The 19077-nt window shown below is 68.6% G+C and carries 13 protein-coding genes; 10 read left to right on the top strand and 3 right to left on the bottom strand.

The annotated features are described in order from the left end of the window. The first annotated feature begins 470 nt into the window (after positions 1–470). Positions 471–1256: a phytanoyl-CoA dioxygenase family protein gene (locus tag HV824_RS03010; protein ID WP_176416704.1), complete on the top strand. Its 786-nt coding sequence runs from the start codon at positions 471–473 to the stop codon at positions 1254–1256. 20 nt (positions 1257–1276) lie between these two features. Here the strand turns inward: HV824_RS03010 and HV824_RS03015 are convergent, their stop codons facing one another. After that, positions 1277–7741, bottom strand: coding sequence for a MupA/Atu3671 family FMN-dependent luciferase-like monooxygenase (locus tag HV824_RS03015; RefSeq protein WP_176416703.1), 6465 nt, complete (start codon positions 7739–7741; stop codon positions 1277–1279). A gap of 356 nt (positions 7742–8097) precedes the next feature. Here HV824_RS03015 and HV824_RS03020 point away from each other — a divergent pair, with 356 nt between their 5' ends. From HV824_RS03020 to HV824_RS03055, 8 genes are all read left to right on the top strand, one after another. Beyond that, positions 8098–9465 carry an MFS transporter gene (locus HV824_RS03020; protein WP_176416702.1) on the top strand — a complete coding sequence of 456 codons (1368 nt, stop codon included), beginning with the start codon at positions 8098–8100 and terminating at the stop codon, positions 9463–9465. A 172-nt stretch (positions 9466–9637) separates the two neighbouring features. Further along, on the top strand, positions 9638–10855 hold the full coding sequence (locus HV824_RS03025) for a glycoside hydrolase family 19 protein (protein WP_176416701.1): 1218 nt from the start codon (positions 9638–9640) through the stop codon (positions 10853–10855). 690 nt (positions 10856–11545) lie between these two features. After that, positions 11546–12145 carry an RNA polymerase sigma factor gene (locus HV824_RS03030; RefSeq protein ID WP_176422617.1) on the top strand — a complete coding sequence of 200 codons (600 nt, stop codon included), beginning with the start codon at positions 11546–11548 and terminating at the stop codon, positions 12143–12145. A gap of 43 nt (positions 12146–12188) precedes the next feature. Continuing rightward, positions 12189–12509 (top strand): hypothetical protein, encoded by a 321-nt coding sequence (locus HV824_RS03035; protein ID WP_176422618.1) that lies wholly within the window; start codon positions 12189–12191, stop codon positions 12507–12509. Further along, the gene (locus tag HV824_RS03040; protein ID WP_176422619.1) at positions 12506–13234 is read left to right on the top strand and encodes an ImmA/IrrE family metallo-endopeptidase; all 729 of its coding nucleotides are present in this window, start codon (positions 12506–12508) and stop codon (positions 13232–13234) included. The genes HV824_RS03035 and HV824_RS03040 overlap by 4 nt, the downstream gene beginning before the upstream one ends. Before the next feature lie 2 nt (positions 13235–13236). Next, positions 13237–14424 (top strand): hypothetical protein, encoded by a 1188-nt coding sequence (locus HV824_RS03045; RefSeq protein ID WP_176422620.1) that lies wholly within the window; start codon positions 13237–13239, stop codon positions 14422–14424. A gap of 12 nt (positions 14425–14436) precedes the next feature. Next, positions 14437–16776 (top strand): ATP-binding protein, encoded by a 2340-nt coding sequence (locus tag HV824_RS03050; protein ID WP_176422621.1) that lies wholly within the window; start codon positions 14437–14439, stop codon positions 16774–16776. A gap of 80 nt (positions 16777–16856) precedes the next feature. Then, positions 16857–17159, top strand: coding sequence for a hypothetical protein (locus HV824_RS03055; protein WP_176416695.1), 303 nt, complete (start codon positions 16857–16859; stop codon positions 17157–17159). Between the two features lie 17 nt (positions 17160–17176). Here HV824_RS03055 and HV824_RS03060 read toward each other — a convergent pair whose 3' ends face one another. Next, positions 17177–17329: a hypothetical protein gene (locus HV824_RS03060; RefSeq protein ID WP_176409876.1), complete on the bottom strand. Its 153-nt coding sequence runs from the start codon at positions 17327–17329 to the stop codon at positions 17177–17179. A gap of 167 nt (positions 17330–17496) precedes the next feature. Between HV824_RS03060 and HV824_RS03065 the strand changes: the two genes are divergently transcribed. Next, complete coding sequence (locus HV824_RS03065; protein WP_176422622.1) at positions 17497–18492, top strand: endonuclease/exonuclease/phosphatase family protein; 996 nt, start codon at positions 17497–17499, stop codon at positions 18490–18492. A 7-nt stretch (positions 18493–18499) separates the two neighbouring features. Here the strand turns inward: HV824_RS03065 and HV824_RS03070 are convergent, their stop codons facing one another. Further along, entirely contained in the window at positions 18500–19036 is a 537-nt protein-coding gene (locus HV824_RS03070; protein WP_176416693.1) for a YceI family protein, read from the bottom strand. Positions 19037–19077 lie beyond the last annotated feature (41 nt).

Raw genomic sequence — 19077 nt, forward strand, 5'->3', positions numbered from 1 at the left:
CCAAACGGAGCCTCTGGAATCTCTCAATCATCAAGACTTCGAACAGCGTCTTTTGACTCAAGAATCAACAAACCAATCACATGGAATGCCTCAGCGAAACTAATTCCAGATAGGGCGCTCCCAAGGCATGGCGCACCCATTGGACGGAGCACGCGCCACCTTCATTCCGGGGGGAAGCGAGGACTCATACACATAAAATCTATCCGTGGCCCAGCGTCCGCGGGGACGATACCCAGGGGAGTCCAACAGCAAACGCAATAACCTGGATGTTTCCTTCACACGCCAGCCAGCTCCACCTGACGGACAGCAGGGCCACGTACCCCGCCCCCCGAAGCAATCATCTGGCGCATGAATTCTTATGATAAATCGATACAGCACCGCGCCGCGGGCGACCGGCCCCGCACAGGCAAATCTGTCAGGGAATCCGCTGCCGGACGTCCACGGGCCTGGACCGCGAGGAGGCAACCCGAGTGGAACTTTCCCCTAGGGAAGTGGCGCAATTTATCGAGAGTGGATTCGTCCGACTGGACCAGGCCTTCCCCCGCGAGCTGGCGGATACGTGCCGCGAGCTGCTCTGGCGCGACACAGGCTGTGCTCCGGACAATCCGGCCACCTGGAAGCAGCCGGTCATCCGGCTTGGGGACTATGCGCAGGAGCCCTTCCGGCAGGCGGCGAACACCCCCCGGCTGCGAGGCGCGTTCGACCAGTTGGTGGGGCCCGGACGCTGGCTCCCCCGAGGCAGCCTGGGCACCTTCCCCGTCCGCTTCCCCAGCCCGGACGCGCCCGGAGACGACGGCTGGCATGTCGACGCCAGCTTCCCAGGTGACGACCCGGGTTCGTTTTTCTCCTGGCGGGTGAACGTGGCCTCGAAAGGCCGCGCCCTGCTGATGCTCTTCCTCTTCTCCGACGTGGGCGAGGACGACGCCCCCACCCGCATCCGCGTGGGCTCCCACCGGGACATCGCCCGCGTGCTGGCCCCCGAGGGAGACGCTGGGCTGACGTTCATGGCGCTCGCCGGGAAGCTGGGCGTGTCGGCCCACCGGCCGCTCACGCTCGCCACGGGAGAGGCCGGCACCGTGTACCTGTGCCACCCCTTCCTGGTCCATTCCGCCCAGCCGCACCGGGGAGCCCGGCCGCGCTTCATGGCCCAGCCGCCGCTGCTGTCCCGCGCCCCCTTCGCGGTTCAGGGGCAGGAGGATGACGCCTCGCCCGTGGCACGCGCCATCCGGCTGGCGCTGACTGAAACGCGCGGGTAGTCCGCGCGCTCCTCGCGCCGCTACTTCCTGCCGCGCTGACGCTGACGCTTGAGGCTCTCCAACTGCCGCCTGGCCCGGTCCTGCGCGGCCTCCACCTGGGACTGCGCCGCCGCGGGCTCCTGCCGGGCGAAGCGCGCCAGGGTGCTGATGGTGGGGTGCTCCAGCAGCTTCAGCAGGGGGAGCTCCTGCCCCAGCACCGACTTGAGCTGTGTGTGCACCTGCACCATCAGCAGCGAGTGGCCGCCCAGGTCGAAGAAGTTGTCGTGCACGCCCACCGACTCCACGCGGAGGACGCTGCGCCACACCTGGGCAATCTGCTCCTCCAACTGCCCCTGCGGCGCCACGAAGGCCGCCTTCGCGGCGCGCGCCACGCTGGGCGCGGGCAGGGCCTTGCGGTCCACCTTGCCATTGGGCGTCAGCGGGAGCGCCGGCAGCTCCATGACGAGCGAGGGGACCATGTGCTCCGGCAGCCGCTGCGCCAGGGCGTCGCGCAGCGTGGCCGCGTCCACCGCCGTGCCCTGCGCGGGCACCACGTAGGCCACGAGCCGCACGTCGCCGGGCACGTCCTCGCGCGCCACCACCACCGCCTCGCGCACCACGGGCTGGGCGGTGAGCGCCGCCTCGATTTCCCCCGCCTCGATGCGGAAGCCACGCACCTTGAGCTGGTAATCCACGCGGCCGAGGAACTCCATGGTGCCGTCGGGCCGCCACCGCGCGCGGTCACCCGTGCGGTACAGCCGGGCCCCGGGCTCGCGCGCCCAGGCATCCGGAATGAAGCGCTCCGCCGTCAGCTCGGGTCGACCCAGGTAGCCGCGCACCACGCCCGCGCCGCCGATGTACAGCTCACCCGCCACGCCCACCGGCGCCGGCTGTAGCCGTGCATCCAGGACGTACAAGCTCGTGCGCAGCAGCGGCGTGCCGATGGAGACGACCGCCGCTGTCTCCTCCGTGGCCACGCGCGCCGTGGAGGACCAGATGGTCGTCTCCGTGGGGCCGTACATGTTGAGCAGCTCGGCGGACTCCGGCAGCGCCTCGCGCAGGGACGCGGCCAGCGCGCCCGGCAGGGCCTCGCCGCCCACCATCAGCCGGCGCAGGCCGCCCAGCGCCTCGACGGACTCGGGCTCCGACAGCAGCGCGCGCGCCAGGGACGGCGTGCACTGCAGGTGCGTCACGCCGTGCTCGCGGAGCTGCTCGGGAATCGTCTTCGCCGTGCCCGCGCGGCGGCTGTCCCGCACGCAGCGCTGCCGCACCTCGTCCAGCAGCGGCAGGCTGGCCAGCACCGTGTCGGCGGGGATGCCGAAGTCGATGAGGCACCCCACCTCGTCCACGCCCAGGGCCTGAAGCTGCCCGATGCGCTCTCGCACCGAGCGCGGCGTGCCGAACAGGCCGCTCGTCTCGAAGTAGCGGTCGAAGGCGTGGCCGGCGAGCCGGTCCAGGTCCGCCTCCGTGGCCGAATCCATGTCGATGCCCAGCGTGCTCCCCAGGCCCCGCATCAGGTCGGCCGAGCTCTTGAGGTAGTTGCGGAAGGGCTGCTCCACCACCGCGCGCACCTTCGCCATGTCCTCGCCGATGAAGGTGTGCAGCATGAGGGTGACGTGGCCCTCGCCCGCGTGGCCCGCGTCTCGCCAGGCCTGACGGTAGAGGGACAGCTTCTTCTCCAGGTCCTCCCACGTCTGCCCCAGCAGGTGCGTGAGGATGTTGCACCCCAGCCGGCCCGCGGTGATGAACGTCTCCGGGTTGCCCGCGGCGGTGAGCCACACGGGCAGCTCCGCCTGCACGGGCCGGGGGCGCAGCTTCACGTCCACCTGGGCGCCGCCGCCGCCCGGGAAGCGCACCGTCTCCCCACGCCACAGCCGGCGCACGGTGTCGATGCCCTCCATCATCAGCTCGCGGCGCTTCTCGTACTTCTCCGGCGCGAAGACGAAGTCATTGGCGTGCCAGCCGGAGGCGACGGAGATGCCCACGCGCCCGCCGGACAGGTTGTCCACCAGGGACCACTCCTCCGCCACGCGCACCGGATGGTGGAGCGGAAGCACCACGCTGCCTGCGCGGATGGCCACGCGCTTCGTGACGGTGGCGACGGCCGCGCCCACCACGGAGGGGTTGGGGTACAGGCCGCCGAAGGCATGGAAGTGGCGCTCCGGCGTCCACACCGCCGCGAAGCCGTGGGCGTCGGCGAACTTCGCGCCCTCCAGCAACAGCCGGTAGCTGCTCTCCCCGCGCGACGCCTCCGCGTCGTCCGCGAAATAGAACAGGCTGAAGTCCATGGGGCGCTTCCGGGCCCCCGAGGCGCGAGCTGGAGCCTTGAGCGAGGCCCCCTCCCCTTGCACCACCACCTTGAAGCCGCGCGTGAGCGTCCACAGCAACTCCAGGACGGAGATGTCGAAGGAGATGCTGGTGACGGCCAGCCAGGCCCCCGCGGGCGAGTGCCCCACGCGCACGTCCATGGCCGCGAAGAAGTTGGCCACGCCCCCGTGCGGCACCACCACGCCCTTGGGTCGGCCCGTGGAGCCCGAGGTGTAGATGACATACGCCGCGTTGCCGGGCGTGGTCTCCAGTGCCAGCGGTGACGCGGGCGCCGCGGCGTAGGGCTCCGCCGTGTCCAGCAGCACGGTGTGCAGGCCGGCCACGGGCAGCGTCCCCGCCAGGTGGGACTGCGTGACGAGCACGCGCGCGCCCGAGTCCTCCAGCATGTACGTGAGCCGCTCCCGGGGATAGTCCGGGTCCAGGGGCACGTAGGCACCACCGGCCTCGAGGATGCCGAGCATCCCCACCACCATCTCCGCCGAGCGCTCGGCGCACAGGCCCACGCGCACCTCGGGGCCCACGCCCAGGCCGCGCAGGTGCAAGGCCAGCGCGGATGCACGGCCCGCCAGCTCCGCGTAGGTGAGCGTCCCATCCTCGGCGGCCACCGCCACCGCGTCGGGCGTGCGGGCGGCCTGCTCACGGAACTGCGCGTGGATGCAATGCGACGGCGCCTGGGAGAGCGGCGCCGTGAAGTCGTTCCAGGTCTCCAGCAGCGAGCGGCGCTCCGCCTCGTCGAGCAGCGGCAGGTCCTCCACGCGCGCGTCCGGCGCAGCGACGATGCCCCGCAGCAGCGCCTCCAGGTGTCCCGCCAGCCGCGCCATCGTCTCGGCCGAGAAGAGGTCCGAGCGGTACTCCAGCGCGCCCTCCAGCCCCCGCGGCGTCTCCACGACGGCGAGCTGCAGGTCGAACTTCGCCGTGCCCTCCACGGCGCCGTCCGGCACGGGCAGCACCGGGCGCCACTGCATGCCCGGCACGTCCAGGTCCACCGGCGGCAGGCTCTCCAGCACCAGGTTCGCCTGGAACAGCGGGTTGTCGCCGCCACGGACCGCGCGCGACGCGCCCACCACCTCCTCGAAGGGCAGGTCCGCGTGTGCCAGGGCCTCATGGAACGTGTGCCGCATGCGGCCCAGCAGCTCCCGGAAGCGAGGCGCGCCGGACACGTCCGCGCGGAGCACCAGCGTGCTGGCGAAGAACCCCACCACGTCCCGCAGCTCGGCCCGGTCCCGCTGCGCGAAGATGGTGCCCAGGCCGAAGTCGTCCTGGCCGCTGTAGCGGTGCAGCAGCGCCGCCCAGGCCGCCGCGAGCGTGACGAAGAAGGTGCAGCCCTCGCTCCGGCCCACCGCCTTGAGCGAGTCCACCAGCTCGGCCGGCAGCGCGAAGCGGTGGAGCGCGCCGCGGAAGCCCGGCTCCCGGGGACGCGGGAAGTCCGTTGGCAGCTCCAGGCGCGGCAGGTTCTGAAGCTTCCGCGCCCAGTAGGCGCGCGGCCCATCCAGCGCGCCGTCCAGCCCGCGCTGCCAGCGCGCGTAGTCCACGTACTGCAAGGCGGGCGCGCCCAGCGGCGCGGCGGCGCCGGCCACCTCCGCGCGGTACAGCGCGGCCAGCTCCCGGGCCAGCACGCCAATGGACCAGCCGTCCGTGACGATGTGGTGCTGGGTCATCAGGAGCACGTGCTCCTGGTCCTCCAGCGCCACCAGCGCCGCGCGTACCAGCAGGTCCTCCGACAGGTTGAAGGGCGCCTCACCCTGGGCCCGCGCCAGTTGATTGAGCCGCGCCTCGCGGTCGGCGGCGGACAGCGCCCGCAGGTCCTCGCGGGCCACGTCCAACGGACGCGCGGGCGGCAGGAGCTGGCGCGGCTGGCCCTCCACTTCCGGGAAGGCCGCGCGAAGCACCGCGTGACGCGACAGGAGCCCTTGCAGCGCACGCTCCAGCGCGGGCACGTCCAGCGCGCCGGAGAGCCGGAGCTGGAAGTGGACGTTGTACAGCGCGCTCTGCGGCACCAGCCGGTCCAGGAACCACAGGCGCTGCTGGCCGGGAGACAGCGGCAACTCTCCCTCCAGCGAGCCGGCCTTCAGCGGCGGCGCGGCGGCCGCGGCGGAGCCCTTCCACGCGTCCACCAGGTGCGCGGCGGCGGCCCCCAGCGTCGGGTGCTGCCAGAGGAAGGCCACGGGCAGCGACACACCGAGCTCCTCTTCCAGCCGGCCGTGCAGTTCCAGCGCCATCAGCGAGTCGAGGCCCAGGCTGGCCAGCGACGTGTCCGGCGCCAGGGACGCGGGCGCCGTGCGCAGCACCCGCGCGGCCTCCACGCGGAGGAAGTCCACCAGCAGCGCGGGACGGGCCTCCTCGGCCGCCAGGGCCAGGCGCTCGCGAAGGGGCGCGGTCGGCGCGGAAGACGCGGCCTCCGGCGCCAAAGCGGCCTCCTCGCCCGACACCTCCACCACCTCCAGCGTGCCCGCCAGGAAGCCCTCACGGCAGGCGCGGCGCTGAATCTTCCCGCTCGACGTCTTCGGAATGCTCCGGGCCTGTAGCAGCACCACCGTCTGCGCATGCACCTGGTGCTCGTCCGCGAGCGCGCGGCGCAGGGCGCCCACCACCGCCGCGCCGTCGAAGCCCTCGCGCACGTCCACCTCGGAGACCACCACCAGCCGCTCCTCCCCCTCCACTTCCACGGAGAAGGCGGCGCTGCAGCCGGGACGCACCGCGCGGTGCGCGCGCTCCGCGGTCAGCTCCAGGTCCTGCGGATACAGGTTCCGGCCCCGGACGATGAGCAGGTCCTTGAGGCGGCCGGTGATGAAGAGCTCGCCCGCCGGCGACAGGAAGGCCAGGTCACCGGTGCGGAGGAAGGGCCCCTCGCCGCTGGCGAGCCGCGCGCCGAAGGCATGCGCCGTCTCCTCCGGGCGGTCCCAATATCCGCCCGCCACGCTGGGGCCGGACACCCAGACCTCGCCCACCTCGTGCGCGGCCCGGGGCACCCGCGTCTCCGGGTCCACGATGAGCAGCCGCAGGCCCTGCGCGCCCTGACCGGAGGACACCAGCGTGCGCGCCGTGGGTCCCTCCTCCGCGTCCGACGACGGATTCGCCCGTCCCAGCTCCAGCGAGCGGGTGTCGTAGCGCTCCTGCACGCAGGGCGTCCCCTTCACGCCGCCGCTGACGATGAGCGTCGCCTCGGCAAGGCCGTAGCAGGGATAGAAGGCCTCGCGCCGGAAGCCGGCGGGCGCGAACGTCTCCGCGAAGCGCTCCATCGTCTCGCGCCGCACGGGCTCCGCGCCGTTGAAGGCCAGGTCCCAGTGGCTCAAGTCCAGGCGGGCCACGTCCTCGGCGCGGGCCTTTCGCGCGCACAGGTCATACGCGAAGTTGGGTCCACCGCTGCACGTCCCCTTGAAGTGGGAGACGGCCTCCAGCCAGCGCAGGGGCCGCTGAAGGAACGCGATGGGAGACATCAGCACGCACGGGAAGCCCAGGTAGAGCGGCTGCAACACCTTTCCGATGAGCCCCATGTCATGGAACATGGGCAACCAGCCCACGCCCACCGAGCGCTCCTCCTGCAACCCGAAGCCGCGTGTAATCAACGACTCGTTGTGGAGGATGTTGGCGTGGCTGACCTTGACGCCCTTCGGGTTGCCCGTGGACCCCGACGTGTATTGCAGGAAGGCCAGCGACTCGGACGTCAGGTCCGGGCGCTTCCAGTCCGTGGCCTCGGACTCCGGCACCGCGTCACTGGCAATCCACTGCAGCTCCCCCAGCTCGGGCGCCTGCGGCGTGAGGAACTCCGCCATCTCCTGGATGGTGCTCGTCGTGAGCACGTAGCGCGCGCCACAGTCCCGGGCGATGGCGCGAAGGCGGGGCAGCGTGCGGTCCAACCGCGTGGGGTCCGGCGGATAACAGGGCACGGCGATGACGCCGCCATACAAACAGCCCATGAAGCCCGCGACGAACTCCAGGCCTGGCGGGTAGAGCAGCAGCGCCCGCTCTCCCTGCGCGCCCAGGGCGCGCAGCCGAGCCCCCAGCGACCGCGCCCGTGAGTCCAGCCGCCGGTAGGTCCACTCCTCCACCGGGCCGTCCACGTCTCCTGTCTCCAGGAAGCGATACAGCAGCGCGTCGCCTTGGGACTCGGCGCGTTGACACAACACGTCCACCAGGGTGGGGAAACGGTGAGCTCGCGGCTCGATGTGCTCGGTCATGTCTTCTCCTGCGCTGGACACGGACCGGGCTGATACGCGGCCACGACACCCGACTGCGCACGGAGAACCCCCGGTAGACAGCTTCCGGCCAAGGCTCCCCGAGACAGCATGCCGCTTCGCCCGGAAGAGGGAGCACGCTCGCACCACGCTTGAGCCCGCCCCCTCGATACAGCGCAGCTTGTGCCACCGCCGTTGCCAGCTTGTCCATATAAACGATAAGAACGATTATTACAGTGATGGCGGTTCCCGATAAAAAGAACGCGGCATCCGGATGGACGTCCTGGCCGTGCTCACGAAGACTCTAGCGATGCATCTGACACCGAGCGGCACACGTCCGCGGAAGGCCCGCTGACGGCATGGCATTCTCAAGCAGGAACGTCGTCACACACCCTGCCCGGGTCTTCAGTCTCATCTGGTTGGGTCAGCTCGTCTCGTCGCTGGGGACGGGGCTCACCCAGTTCTCGGTGGGCGTCTTCGTCTACCAGAACAGCGACTCCGTCACGGAGTACTCGCTGGCGTCCTTCTTCGGGTTCCTCCCGATGGTGCTGCTCGCCCCCGTCGCGGGCTCCATGGTGGACCGCCGCAACCGCCAGCGGGTGATGTTGCTGGCGGACCTGGGCGCGATGACGGCCATTGGGTTGATGTGGTGCCTGGTCGCGGCGGATCGCGCCGGGCTGTGGGCCCTTCAAAACTGGCACTTCTATCCGCCCCTGGCGCTGAGCGCCGCCTTCAGCACCTTCCGCATCCTGGCCTTCTCCACGACCACGCCCCTGCTGGTCTCCAAGCAGAACCTGGGCCGGGCCAACGGCATGGTGGAGCTGGCCATGAGCGCGGGCCAGCTCCTGGGCCCCGCGATGGCGGGCGTGCTGGTGGTGAACATTGGCTTGCAAGGCGTGCTGCTCATCGACCTGGCGACCTTCCTCTTCGCGTTGGCCACGCTGCTGAGCGTGCGCATCCCCCAGCCCGAACAGGAGGCCGGCCAGCTCGAGGCCCGCAAGTCGCTGTGGACGGACATCGCCCTGGGCTGGCGCTTCATCCGTGAGCGCCCCGGCCTGCTGGGCCTGCTGGCCTTCAGCTCCGCCGTCAACCTGGTCTCCGTGCTGGTGACGGTGCTCATCACCCCGTTGGTGCTGAGCTTCACGGATCCGGCGACGCTGGGCCTGGTGGTGTCCTGCTCCGGCGTCGGCATGGTGGCGGGCGGAATCACCATGGGCGTCTGGGGAGGCCCGAAGCGGCGCATCTTCGGCGTGCTGGGCGCGGAGCTCGTCGCGGGCCTGGCCTTGCTGGCCGCGGCGCTCCCCGCCAGCGTGTTCGTCGTCGCGTGCGCCGCCTTCGTGTTCATGTTCACCGCCCCGGTGGCCATGGGCTGCTCGCAGGCCATCTGGCAGAGCAAGGTGCCGCCCCCAATCCAGGGGCGCGTGTTCTCCACGCGCCGGATGCTCGCCCTGATTGCCCCGCCCATCGCGGCGCTGCTCGCGGGCCCGTTGACGGACCAGCTCTTCGACCCCTGGATGGCGCGGGACGGCGCCCTGGCCAGCACCTTCGGCCAGGTGCTGGGCACCGGTCCGGGCCGCGGCATCGCCCTGCTCTACGTCGTCCTGGGCATCATGCTGGCGGGCAGCGTCGTGCTGACCTGGTCCTCTCCGCGCGTGCGCGGCGTGGAAGACGAGCTCCCGGACGCGCTGCTGCCCCAGGCCGTCCCCGCCGCGCAACCGCAAGCCTGAGCCGCCGCGGCGCGTCCGCTGCTCAACGCTTCGCGCCCCGCGTCTTTGTCTAGTTATTCATGCTTTACGGCTTGCCGTACAGTCCTTGCGGCTCCGGTCCCCCGGAGCCAAGGCCTCCGCCCGCCCCAGGCGTGGAGCGCCCGAGAACCCCTCGACCGCAAGGAGCACAAGCATGTCCGGCAAGTTCGTGTCACGCAGTCTGGCGCTGCTGGGAATCTGTGGGGGCCTGAGCGCCCTGGGAGGCTGTGGTGGCGCCGAGCCAGCGCCCGCCGCCCTCGAACCGGTGGGCCAGGTGGAAGCCGCCGCCATCGTCGACACCATCACCGAAGGCACCTACGTCATCCGTTCGGTGATGACGAGCAAGTGCATCGACGTCGCCTCGTCGAGCACGGCGGACGGCGCCAAGGTGCAGCAATGGGACTGCAACGGCACCAACGCGCAGCGCTTCCGGGTCACGCCCACGTCCGGGGGCTACTTCAGCATCATCAACGTGAACAGCAACAAGGCGCTGGACATCAAGGAGGTCAGCACCGCGGCGAACGCGCTGGTCCACCAGTGGAGCTATGGCGGCGGAGCGAACCAACAGTTCCGCTTCGTGAAGGAGGTGGGCAGCGAGTTCAGCATCCGCGCGCGCCACACGGACATGGCCATTGACGTGTACTGGGGCAGCACGGCCAACGGCACGGAGCTGGTGCAGTACCCCTACGAGCAGCGCACGAACCAGCGCTGGACGTTTGACCGCGTCGACGGAGGCGGAGGCAACCCCGGCACGGGTCTGGCGGCCATCCTGAGCGAGTCCACGTTCAACGCCATGTTCCCGAACCGGAACCCCTTCTACACGTACAGCAGCCTCATCGCCGCCGCGAACAGCTTCCCGGCCTTCGCCAACACGGGCTCGCTGGAGACGCGCAAGCGCGAGGTGGCGGCCTTCTTCGCCAACACGGCCCATGAGACGGGGCACTACGTGTACGTCGAGGAAATCAACCGCGGTGACTACTGCGGCTCATGGGGCCCGCCGGGCTGCAACTGCGTCGCTGGCAAGAAGTACTACGGACGTGGGCCCATCCAGCTGTCCTGGAACGGCAACTACTGCGCCGCGGGCACCGCGCTGGGGCTGCCGCTCCACACCAACCCGGACCTGCTGGCCCAGGACCCCAACGCCGCGTGGCGCTCCGCGTTCTGGTTCTGGACCACGCAGGCCGGCGCTGGAACCATGTCCGCGCACCGCGCCATGGTCGACGGCCGCGGCTTCGGAGAAACCATCCGCACCATCAATGGCTCGCTGGAGTGCAACGGTGGCAACCCGGGCCAGGTGCAGAGCCGCATCGACAACTATCAGCGCTTCACCAGCATGCTGGGCGTGAGCCCAGGCGCCAACCTGGGCTGCTGAGACGCTTCACCGAGGTGGGGATTGATCGCACCTCCACCTCGCGCCGAACGCTGAACGCCGGGCGGCCTCATGCTCCAGGCCGCCCGGCGCCAGCACCTCGCCCCGGCAGCACCCGCGTCCGGAACCGGGCAGCCCCCTGCCCCGTCTCCCGAAGAAGCGCGCTGCCGCGCCTGATGGCGCTCCCCGCGTCGGTGGCACCCCCGGAACGTCCCCCCCGAGCCGCCCTGGGTGGCGCCACTCAACGCCTGCATCCGCCCTGAAGGATGCAGTGGAGGGATGGGTCTGTCTTTACCACCTGGGTGGTATGGGCAACGCGTCAGAACGCCTGAACAGCCCGTGTCTCGCGAAGCTCTCGCGCTACCGACCGGAATGACAGGAGACCACGCAGTGCATCACACCATCAGTCGCTGAAGCAGGTGTCTTGACAGACGCCGAGTCCGCGACGACCTGCGCCGTTGGCAAATCTGACTCGCCCAGGCACGCGAACGGAGCCCAGGTGCACTGGCTCTACTGTCTGCATTATCGTCCATGAACATACCACCCGGGAGGTACAGACACGCGACGCGCCTGCCAGGGACCATTTGGGTGGCGCAGGTGCATGTTTCCGTCGAACTCGCCAGTGCGGCTCCGAATGAGCACATGCGCGTACGTATTGGGCGCGCCAATGGAACCTTCTGATGAGGAGTCAGGATGGAAAATCCGACACGAGACGAGGAAATCGCATTGCATGCGCGCATCCTCCAACGAGAGTCAGTGGCGACCGCGGAAGCGTTCGCGGCCCTCGCCGACCCCATCATCGGGGCCGTGAAGCGCGCTCGCGGCTGCACCTACGAAGATGCCCGTGACGCCACCATCGACGTGTTGCTCGACTACTTCGAGGCGCCCGAGCGCTTCGATCCTCAACGGGGTCGCCTGTTCTCCTACCTGACCCAGTCAGCGAAGAATACGGTCACTGACTGGCAGCGCTCGGCGACGAGGCGCCAGATGCGTGAAGAAAAATTCGGCGCCCTTGTCGAACTTCCGGGGTGGTCTCCGAAAGTCAGTTTGGAGCAATCCGCGGAGGTGAAGCGCATCGTGGAACGCATCGAGAAATCCGACCTCTGCCGGGTGGACCGCGCGTTCCTCGGACTCGTGCTCCAGGGAGAACGGTCGACCCAGGAGTTTGCCGAGGTTCTCGGCCTGGGCGCACTCCCCGCGGCCGACATCCAGCGCGAAGTGAAGCGCAACCGTGACCGCATCATGAAGTGGCTGGTGCGCTTTGGAAGGGAGGTTTTCGGTGACGAATCCTGATTGGCTTGAGACTGCGGCCAGGCGGAGCACGGAGAAAGCCTGGATGCTCGGCTACACGTTCGAGCGCTACCGCGAGATTGAAGGCATCACCACCACTGACCTCGCGAACCAACTGGGTTGCTCGCGGGCAGAACTCCAGTGGATGTCCCTCTGCCGTCGCCCCCTCGGCGCCTCGTTTGCCAAGCAGACAATAGAGGTCGCTCATCGCTTCGCGGTCGACCCACGCGCCCTGGTCCACGTGCTTCGACACGTCGAGGTCATTACCGCCCTGGCCCAAGACGCCGACGGCGTGACGGCTCCCGGTGCCAGTCACATCCAAGTGGCGGCCAGAGACCGCTTTCACGACGACGAGGACGGCCCATGATGGGACACTGGCTGGACGAGGCCATGACGGCCAGTGGGCTGCGAGAATGCACCTCCTATCCGCGTGACCTGGCCGAAGAAGCGCCATTCCAACTGTCCGTGGAGCTGGTGCCCATCCCCAGGCTCACGACCGCGCATGTGGCGGAGTGGACGTCGAAGCGAAAGATTCGGCACTCCATTGCTGACACCAACCGGGAAATATACGGGTGCATGGTCGCCTGGAAAGGGAGTGCCCTGCTCTTCCACGACACGAGTGACTCCGAAGCCGAACAGCGATTCACCGTGGCACACGAGGTCGCGCACTTCGTGCTCGACCACGTGATTCCCCGCGAGCGAGCCCTCCGTTATTTTGGAGAAGGAATCCTCCCCGTCCTCGACGGAAAGCGAAACGCGAGCCTGGAGGAAAAACTCTCCTCGGTTTTCGGACAGGTCCCGCTGGGAGTCCAGGTCAAGCTCATGGATAGAAACCCGTCCGGGCACCTTGCCTCCGGAGCCATTGCGGAGGCCGAACGGCGCGCCGACCGACTCGCACTCGAGCTTCTGGCTCCAGCAGAACTCGTGCGTCGGATTCTGCGTTCGACCCCCGAGGAAGACGGCGTGCTGCGAGTGGCCAGCCGCTTCGGTCTTCCTGAAGACAAGGCCCGGGGATATGCCCGCTCGCTCCTGCGGCAGGAGCGCGCCCAGCGTTTCTCCATCATCAAATTTCTTGGCGAAGACAGGAGCTAGGCATGGCGGGTGGTTTTCACGCCGAAGACGGAGCAGATCTCTTCGGTGACGACGACTTCTTCGACGCGTTTGGAGAGGATCTGCTCACGACGCTCAATCTCGACTCATGGTCGCAAGGGCTCGACCTGGCAAGCGTCATGGCACGGTTCCGAAAGGAGATCGCAAATGCCGTGGACAAGGAGGGCGTCGTGAAGAAAATCATCCGGCAACAAGTCCTTCCGAAGATTTCCGCGAACTCTAGCGGTGGCGCAAGAGAGGCAGGAGTCTACAGAGCCACCCCCGAAGAGTTGGCCACCGTCCATCAAAGCCTGCTTTTCTCTGGGAAGGTGGAGGCCGTCAACAGCATCTCGACGAGCCACGAGAGCCTGCCCATTGGAATCACCCAGATTGGAATCGCCGCCGTTGGTTATGGAGGGACGAGCGGCACATTCTCCCAGCGCCTGTTCCGGAAGGAGATGTCGGACCAGAGCTCCAATCCAGTTCAAGAGGCACTTGCGTGCATCGACCAGCGGATGGACAGGTCAGCCAATCCTCGTAAGGAGTCGCTTTCCAAGCTTGCTCGCCGCGGCATCAAGACCTACGCCGAACGGGCCGTGCTCGTGGACAAGTCCGAAGCGGAGTGGCGTATCGGGCATGGCAATCCATGCTCCTTCGAGCTGATAACGGGTTCGGGCTACATGAGCCTCCTGCGCGCCTCCATCCATGTGCTCAGGCGCCTCATTCTCCAGCAGAAGAAGTTCGTGTTCGTGCCAAGCACCCTCGAGGAGCGGGGCATTCTGACCATTGGTCATGCGCTCCAGGCTGGCGAGTACGTCATCTTCGAAACGCTCGAGCGCTATGGGAAGCGGGTCATCGAGCACTGGAAGTACGGGGACCGCAGCCAGGATTTCGCGGCGAAGTTCGTGCGGGAATGCTGCCCCGAGGTCATCTCCGGTGTGTTTCGCGCATCTGAGCGGACCCCTCCCCGCTCGTTCTATGCGCATCGCGACCACGTCCACCTCGCGGCACGAGTCGCCATGGCGGATAGCATCCTCCGACCCGAGCGGGGCTTCCCCATGCTGCTCGACGTCGCGGAAGCCTCGTGCCGGAGCGCTTTCGGTGAGGATGGGTTCATGGGTCTCGTTCATGACGCCTATGCCCAGGCCGGAGCGAACCTTCAGTTCTTCAACGAGCACACCAAGCGCCATTAGGCCAGGGGGACCATGAACATGGCTGACGACGGCAGGGGGCAACGCGCGCCGGGCGCCGGGACGTTCCGGGGGCAACCCACCGCGGCAGGACAGGCAGTGACCCGGTCGGCTGAGGTGTCGGAGGATCCAGGTAACTGGGGCGACCCACCGCCCGGCCACCGCGAGGCAGGCAATGGCGCTTTCAGCCCAGGAGCGAGGCCCCAGGCCGGTTCTGACACGGGCAGGCCCATCAACGCTCCCACGCGCCCCGTCCCCATGCCGGGCATGGGCGTTGGCCGGCCGCCTCCGTCGCCACCGATGCACGGTCCTCCCAACGGAACTGCTCGGCCGCCTCCCGGGAAGAATGGTCAGCATCGCGCTGTCCCCACCACGGCGGCAGCGCCTGTCATGAATGGCAGGGCCCCTGGGCCCGTGCCTCCGAGGGCGCCTGACAGGGAGGTCGTTCAACCGACGCCCACGAAGACCCTGAACGAGCTCGACGCGCTCAGGAGCCAGGCCCAGACCGGTCCGCAGGTGGATCCAGAGCTGGCAGCGGCGGTGGGGTTCACCCATTTCGACGTCACGTCCAGCCAGGACAACCTCATCACTGTGCTGCTCACGCGTGAGGATTTGCACCTCCTCGCGTCCCAGACACTGGTCCGGGTGAAATCGAGGGAGGACGACCGCGCGTACCTGGGCGTCGTCGTGCGGGGGCCCTTCGCGGAGCCGAACGCGGTGCCCGCCAACTCCACCATGGCCATTGGCGTGGTCACCCACGGCAAGAAGCTGGCGTACACATTCGACTATCACGGGCGTGCGGAAATCGAGATTGTCGGAGAGGAAGTCGAAGGCATGCTGAAACCTCCGCGCTTCCGTCCCCGGCCGCAGAGCCCCGTCTTCCTGCTCGACGAAGAGGAGAGCGCGCGCGTGCTGGGCGTCGGCGGAGACATGTGCCTGGGGCTGGTGGTCGGTTACGAGAAGATGGAGGCCCGGCTCAATCCCCGGGACAAGTCCATTCTTCCACGCCACACGGGCATCATCGGAACAACGGGCGGCGGCAAATCCACCACAGTGGCCACGCTCATCCACCGAGCCCAGGCGGAGGGCATCGCAACCATCGTCTTCGACGTGGAGGGTGAATACACGCACGTGGACCAGCCCACCGACCATGCCGCCATGCTGGAGGCGCTCAAACGACGAGGCCAGCGGCCGCAGGGCGTCAAGGACTTGCACATCCACCACCTCACCGGGCGCGACAGCCTCAATCCGCGACACCGGAACAAGCACGCGTTCTCGCTCAAGTTCTCCAGCCTGTCTCCTTACGCGCTCGCCGAGATTCTCGACATGTCGGACGCGCAGCAGGAGCGGTTCCTCAAGGCCTACGACGTCACCAAGCTCCTGCTCGAAGACTTCAACATCTACCCGCAGACGGAAGAAGAGCGCCGCCAGGTCCTCGACGTGGACGAATTGTCCACGGGCTACCCCAACATGACCATCGACCACGTACTGGACGTGGTCAGCGCGTACATCTACAGCCTCAGTGACGAAGGCAAGTCGGAGACGCGCGGTAAATCACGTGCCACGCCTCGGAAGCAGGCGTCCCTCCTCGAAGAGAGCGACGACGCGGAGGCCGACCCGGACATCACCGCCAAGGCGCCTTCGCGCGGACTGATGCTCCGCACCGAATTCAGGAGCAACTTCGGCCGGGTCATGGCGCGCGTCATGGCCCAGAGCAGTCGGCACGAAATCAGCTGGAAGGCCCTGGCCAGCAAGCTCCACCGCCTCCGACGCCTGGGCATCTTCGACGTGGGCAACGAGCAAGGCGTGGCCTATGAGTCCATGCTCACGCCCGGGCGTGTCTCCGTCATCGACCTGTCGGACACGGACTCGCCGCAGCTCAACAACCTGGTCATCGCCGACATCCTGCGCGGCCTCCAGGAAGCGCAGGAGCGACGCTACGAGCGGGCCAACGCGAAGGACCAATCCGTCACGCCGGTCCTCATCATCATCGAAGAGGCCCACGAATTCCTCTCCGCCAGCCGCATCGCCCAGATGCCCGTGCTCTTCGAGCAGGTGGCGAAGATCGCCAAGCGGGGCCGCAAGCGGTGGATGGGGCTCGTCTTCGTCACCCAGCTTCCGCAGCACCTGCCCAACGAGGTGCTGGGGCTCATCAACAACTTCGTCATCCACAAGATCGCCGACAGCTCCGTCATCGCCCGCATGCAGAAGTCGGTGGGCAGCATCGACGAGAGCCTCTGGAGCCGGGTGTCGCGGCTGGCACCCGGGCAGGCGCTGGTGTCGTTCAGCAACTTCACCCGGCCGCTGATGGTCGCGGTGGACCCCGCACCGGTGAAGCGGCTGCTGGTGGAGTGACGCGCGCCCCACGTTTCATCCCCCGACACCTCCGGTGCGGGGGACTGGACGCGCGCGCCAGTCCTGGCCAGATAGCGGGCATGGACCGACGAATGAAGGCCGCGCTCGCAATCATGACCCCGCTGCTGCTCACGGCTTGCAGCGGAGGCTCCGACGCTGACGGCGAGGCCTGCACACAGGTGCGGGTGTTCGCCAGGCCCGCCTCGGGCGACGCCGAGTGCCGGAGCTTCGCGACGCCGTGCGACGTGCCCCAGGGGTACGTCGGATGCTGCGGTGGGTTCTACGGCGACTGCGTGTCGGCGGGGACGCGGTGCGTGGATGACCCGCTGGATGCATGCTCGCCTGGCTCGGGGGCGACGGACTGCCCCGGCATCTGCCAGTGACGCTGGGCGCGGGGGGACTACGGCTTCTTGCGCTCCTCGTCGGGGGACTTCGGCGCGTCCTGGCCCTCCCGCTTCCGGTAGCCCCAGGTGGAGCTCCACATGCCGGGCCCGGTGAAGAGCACGGTGATGAGTGTCATCACCGCGGCGCCAATCAGAATCTCGAACACCATGTCGCGCACTCCCCTCCGATCACAGTCCGTGCGGTAGGCCCGAAACCCACCGCCACGCGCTGTCATGCCGCAACACCCCACGGGAAGCAATGCGCGGAAGGACAGGACGCCTGCCAGCAGCACGACGCCCCGCCTGCTGGCCCGCGATGCGGTAATCTCGCGGCCCCATGTCACGCCCCTTCCCTCCTCCGTCGCGGGACCGCAAGCGCCTCCGTGCCGCTGCCCTGCTGGCCGGCCTCCTCTCGCTGTCCGCCTGCGAGGGGCGTGAGACGCCACCGGGGCCTGGGCTGGAGGAGCCGTGTGTCGGGGCGGCCTGTGTGCCGCCGCAACCGCCCGACACCGCGGTCGAAGGCAGCGTGCGCATCGCGGCCTTCAACGTGCAGCGGCTCTTCGACACGGTGTGTGATTCGGGTGAGTGCGGCGGCAACAGCTATGAGGCGCTGCCCACCCCGTCTGAGTTCGGCCTCCAGGCGGACCGGCTCGCGTCCGCCATCTCGCGACTGAACGCGGACGTCGTGCTGCTGGCGGAGGTGGAGACCCAGGCCTCGCTCGACGCGCTCACGTCACGGCTCCCCCGCTTCGGCTATTCGGAGCTGGGCGAGACGGGCGCCCCGGCGTCCGTGGACGTGGCCGTCCTCTCCGTTCACCCCATCACCGACGTCCGGGGGCACCGGGAGCGCACGCTTTGGCGCCCGGATGGCTCCGCCACCCGGTTCTCCCGCGAGCTGCTGGAGGTCCACCTGGACGTGGACGGGAAGAAGGTCATCGTCTTCTCCGCGCACTTCCGCTCCAAGTCCAACGACGACGCCGGGCGCCGCTTCGCCGAGGCCGTGGCCACGCGGGACATCGTCGCGGGCGCGGCGCAGGCGGCGCCAGACGCGCTGGTCGTCTTCGGGGGAGACCTCAACGACGTGCCGGGCTCGGAGCCCATCACCGCGCTGGAGCGCGACGGCGCGCTGCTGCGCGTCGCTAGCGACCGGCCGGACAGCGAGACGTGGACGTATGCCTACTACGGCGACCTCCAGGCCATTGACCACCTGTACCTGGCGCGCGGCGGGGGCGCGTATGTGCCTGGCTCGTTCCGCACGGCGAGGGACTCGCGAGGCGGCTATGGCGGGTCGGACCACGCCGCCGTATACGCGGACTTCATGCCCGCGCCTTGAGCGCGGCTCAAGCCGTCGCGGGAATGGCCTGGATGTCGAGCTCGAGGTCGATCTTCTCACCGACGAGCCAGCCACCATTGTCGAGCGTCTTGTTCCAGCGGATGCCGTAGTCGGTGCGATTGAGGGTGGTGCGCGCCGAGTAGATGAGCCGCAAGTTGCCCCAGGGGTCCTTCGACGTGGCGGTGTGGCGGGCATCGAAGGCCACCGGCTGCGTGACGTTGCGGATGGTGAGGTCCCCCATGAGCCGGAAGCTGGCGCCGCCCACGGGCTCAACCCGGGTGCTGCGGAACGTGAGCCTGGGCGAGGCTTCGGCGTCGAGGAAATCCGGAGAACGCAGGTGCGCATCCCGGTCTGGCGCGCCGGTGTAGATGCTCGCCGTTTCCACGGACATCTCGACTTCACCCTGAGTGGGCTGCTCGGGATTCACACGGAGGATTCCAGAGAAGCGCTCGAAGCGACCGTGGACGCGCGCCACCACCATGTGGCGCGAGACGAAGAGGACAGACGAGTGGGATGCGTCGATGTTCCAGGTACTGACAGACATGGGGGCGCTCGGCGGATGAGGGGACGGGGGGCACTCAGTCC

It is taken from the genome of Myxococcus sp. AM009, from assembly GCF_013372605.1.
Classification (GTDB): domain Bacteria; phylum Myxococcota; class Myxococcia; order Myxococcales; family Myxococcaceae; genus Myxococcus; species Myxococcus vastator.

Coding starts and splice junctions, on each gene's coding strand:
- HV824_RS03040 (WP_176422619.1), top strand. CDS start 12,506: ATGATGGGACACTGGCTGGACGAGGCCATGACGGCCAGTGGGCTGCGA.
- HV824_RS03065 (WP_176422622.1), top strand. CDS start 17,497: ATGTCACGCCCCTTCCCTCCTCCGTCGCGGGACCGCAAGCGCCTCCGT.
- HV824_RS03070 (WP_176416693.1), bottom strand. CDS start 19,036: ATGTCTGTCAGTACCTGGAACATCGACGCATCCCACTCGTCTGTCCTC.
- HV824_RS03030 (WP_176422617.1), top strand. CDS start 11,546: ATGGAAAATCCGACACGAGACGAGGAAATCGCATTGCATGCGCGCATC.
- HV824_RS03055 (WP_176416695.1), top strand. CDS start 16,857: ATGGACCGACGAATGAAGGCCGCGCTCGCAATCATGACCCCGCTGCTG.
- HV824_RS03020 (WP_176416702.1), top strand. CDS start 8,098: ATGGCATTCTCAAGCAGGAACGTCGTCACACACCCTGCCCGGGTCTTC.
- HV824_RS03035 (WP_176422618.1), top strand. CDS start 12,189: ATGCTCGGCTACACGTTCGAGCGCTACCGCGAGATTGAAGGCATCACC.
- HV824_RS03050 (WP_176422621.1), top strand. CDS start 14,437: ATGAACATGGCTGACGACGGCAGGGGGCAACGCGCGCCGGGCGCCGGG.
- HV824_RS03045 (WP_176422620.1), top strand. CDS start 13,237: ATGGCGGGTGGTTTTCACGCCGAAGACGGAGCAGATCTCTTCGGTGAC.
- HV824_RS03015 (WP_176416703.1), bottom strand. CDS start 7,741: ATGACCGAGCACATCGAGCCGCGAGCTCACCGTTTCCCCACCCTGGTG.
- HV824_RS03060 (WP_176409876.1), bottom strand. CDS start 17,329: ATGGTGTTCGAGATTCTGATTGGCGCCGCGGTGATGACACTCATCACC.
- HV824_RS03025 (WP_176416701.1), top strand. CDS start 9,638: ATGTCCGGCAAGTTCGTGTCACGCAGTCTGGCGCTGCTGGGAATCTGT.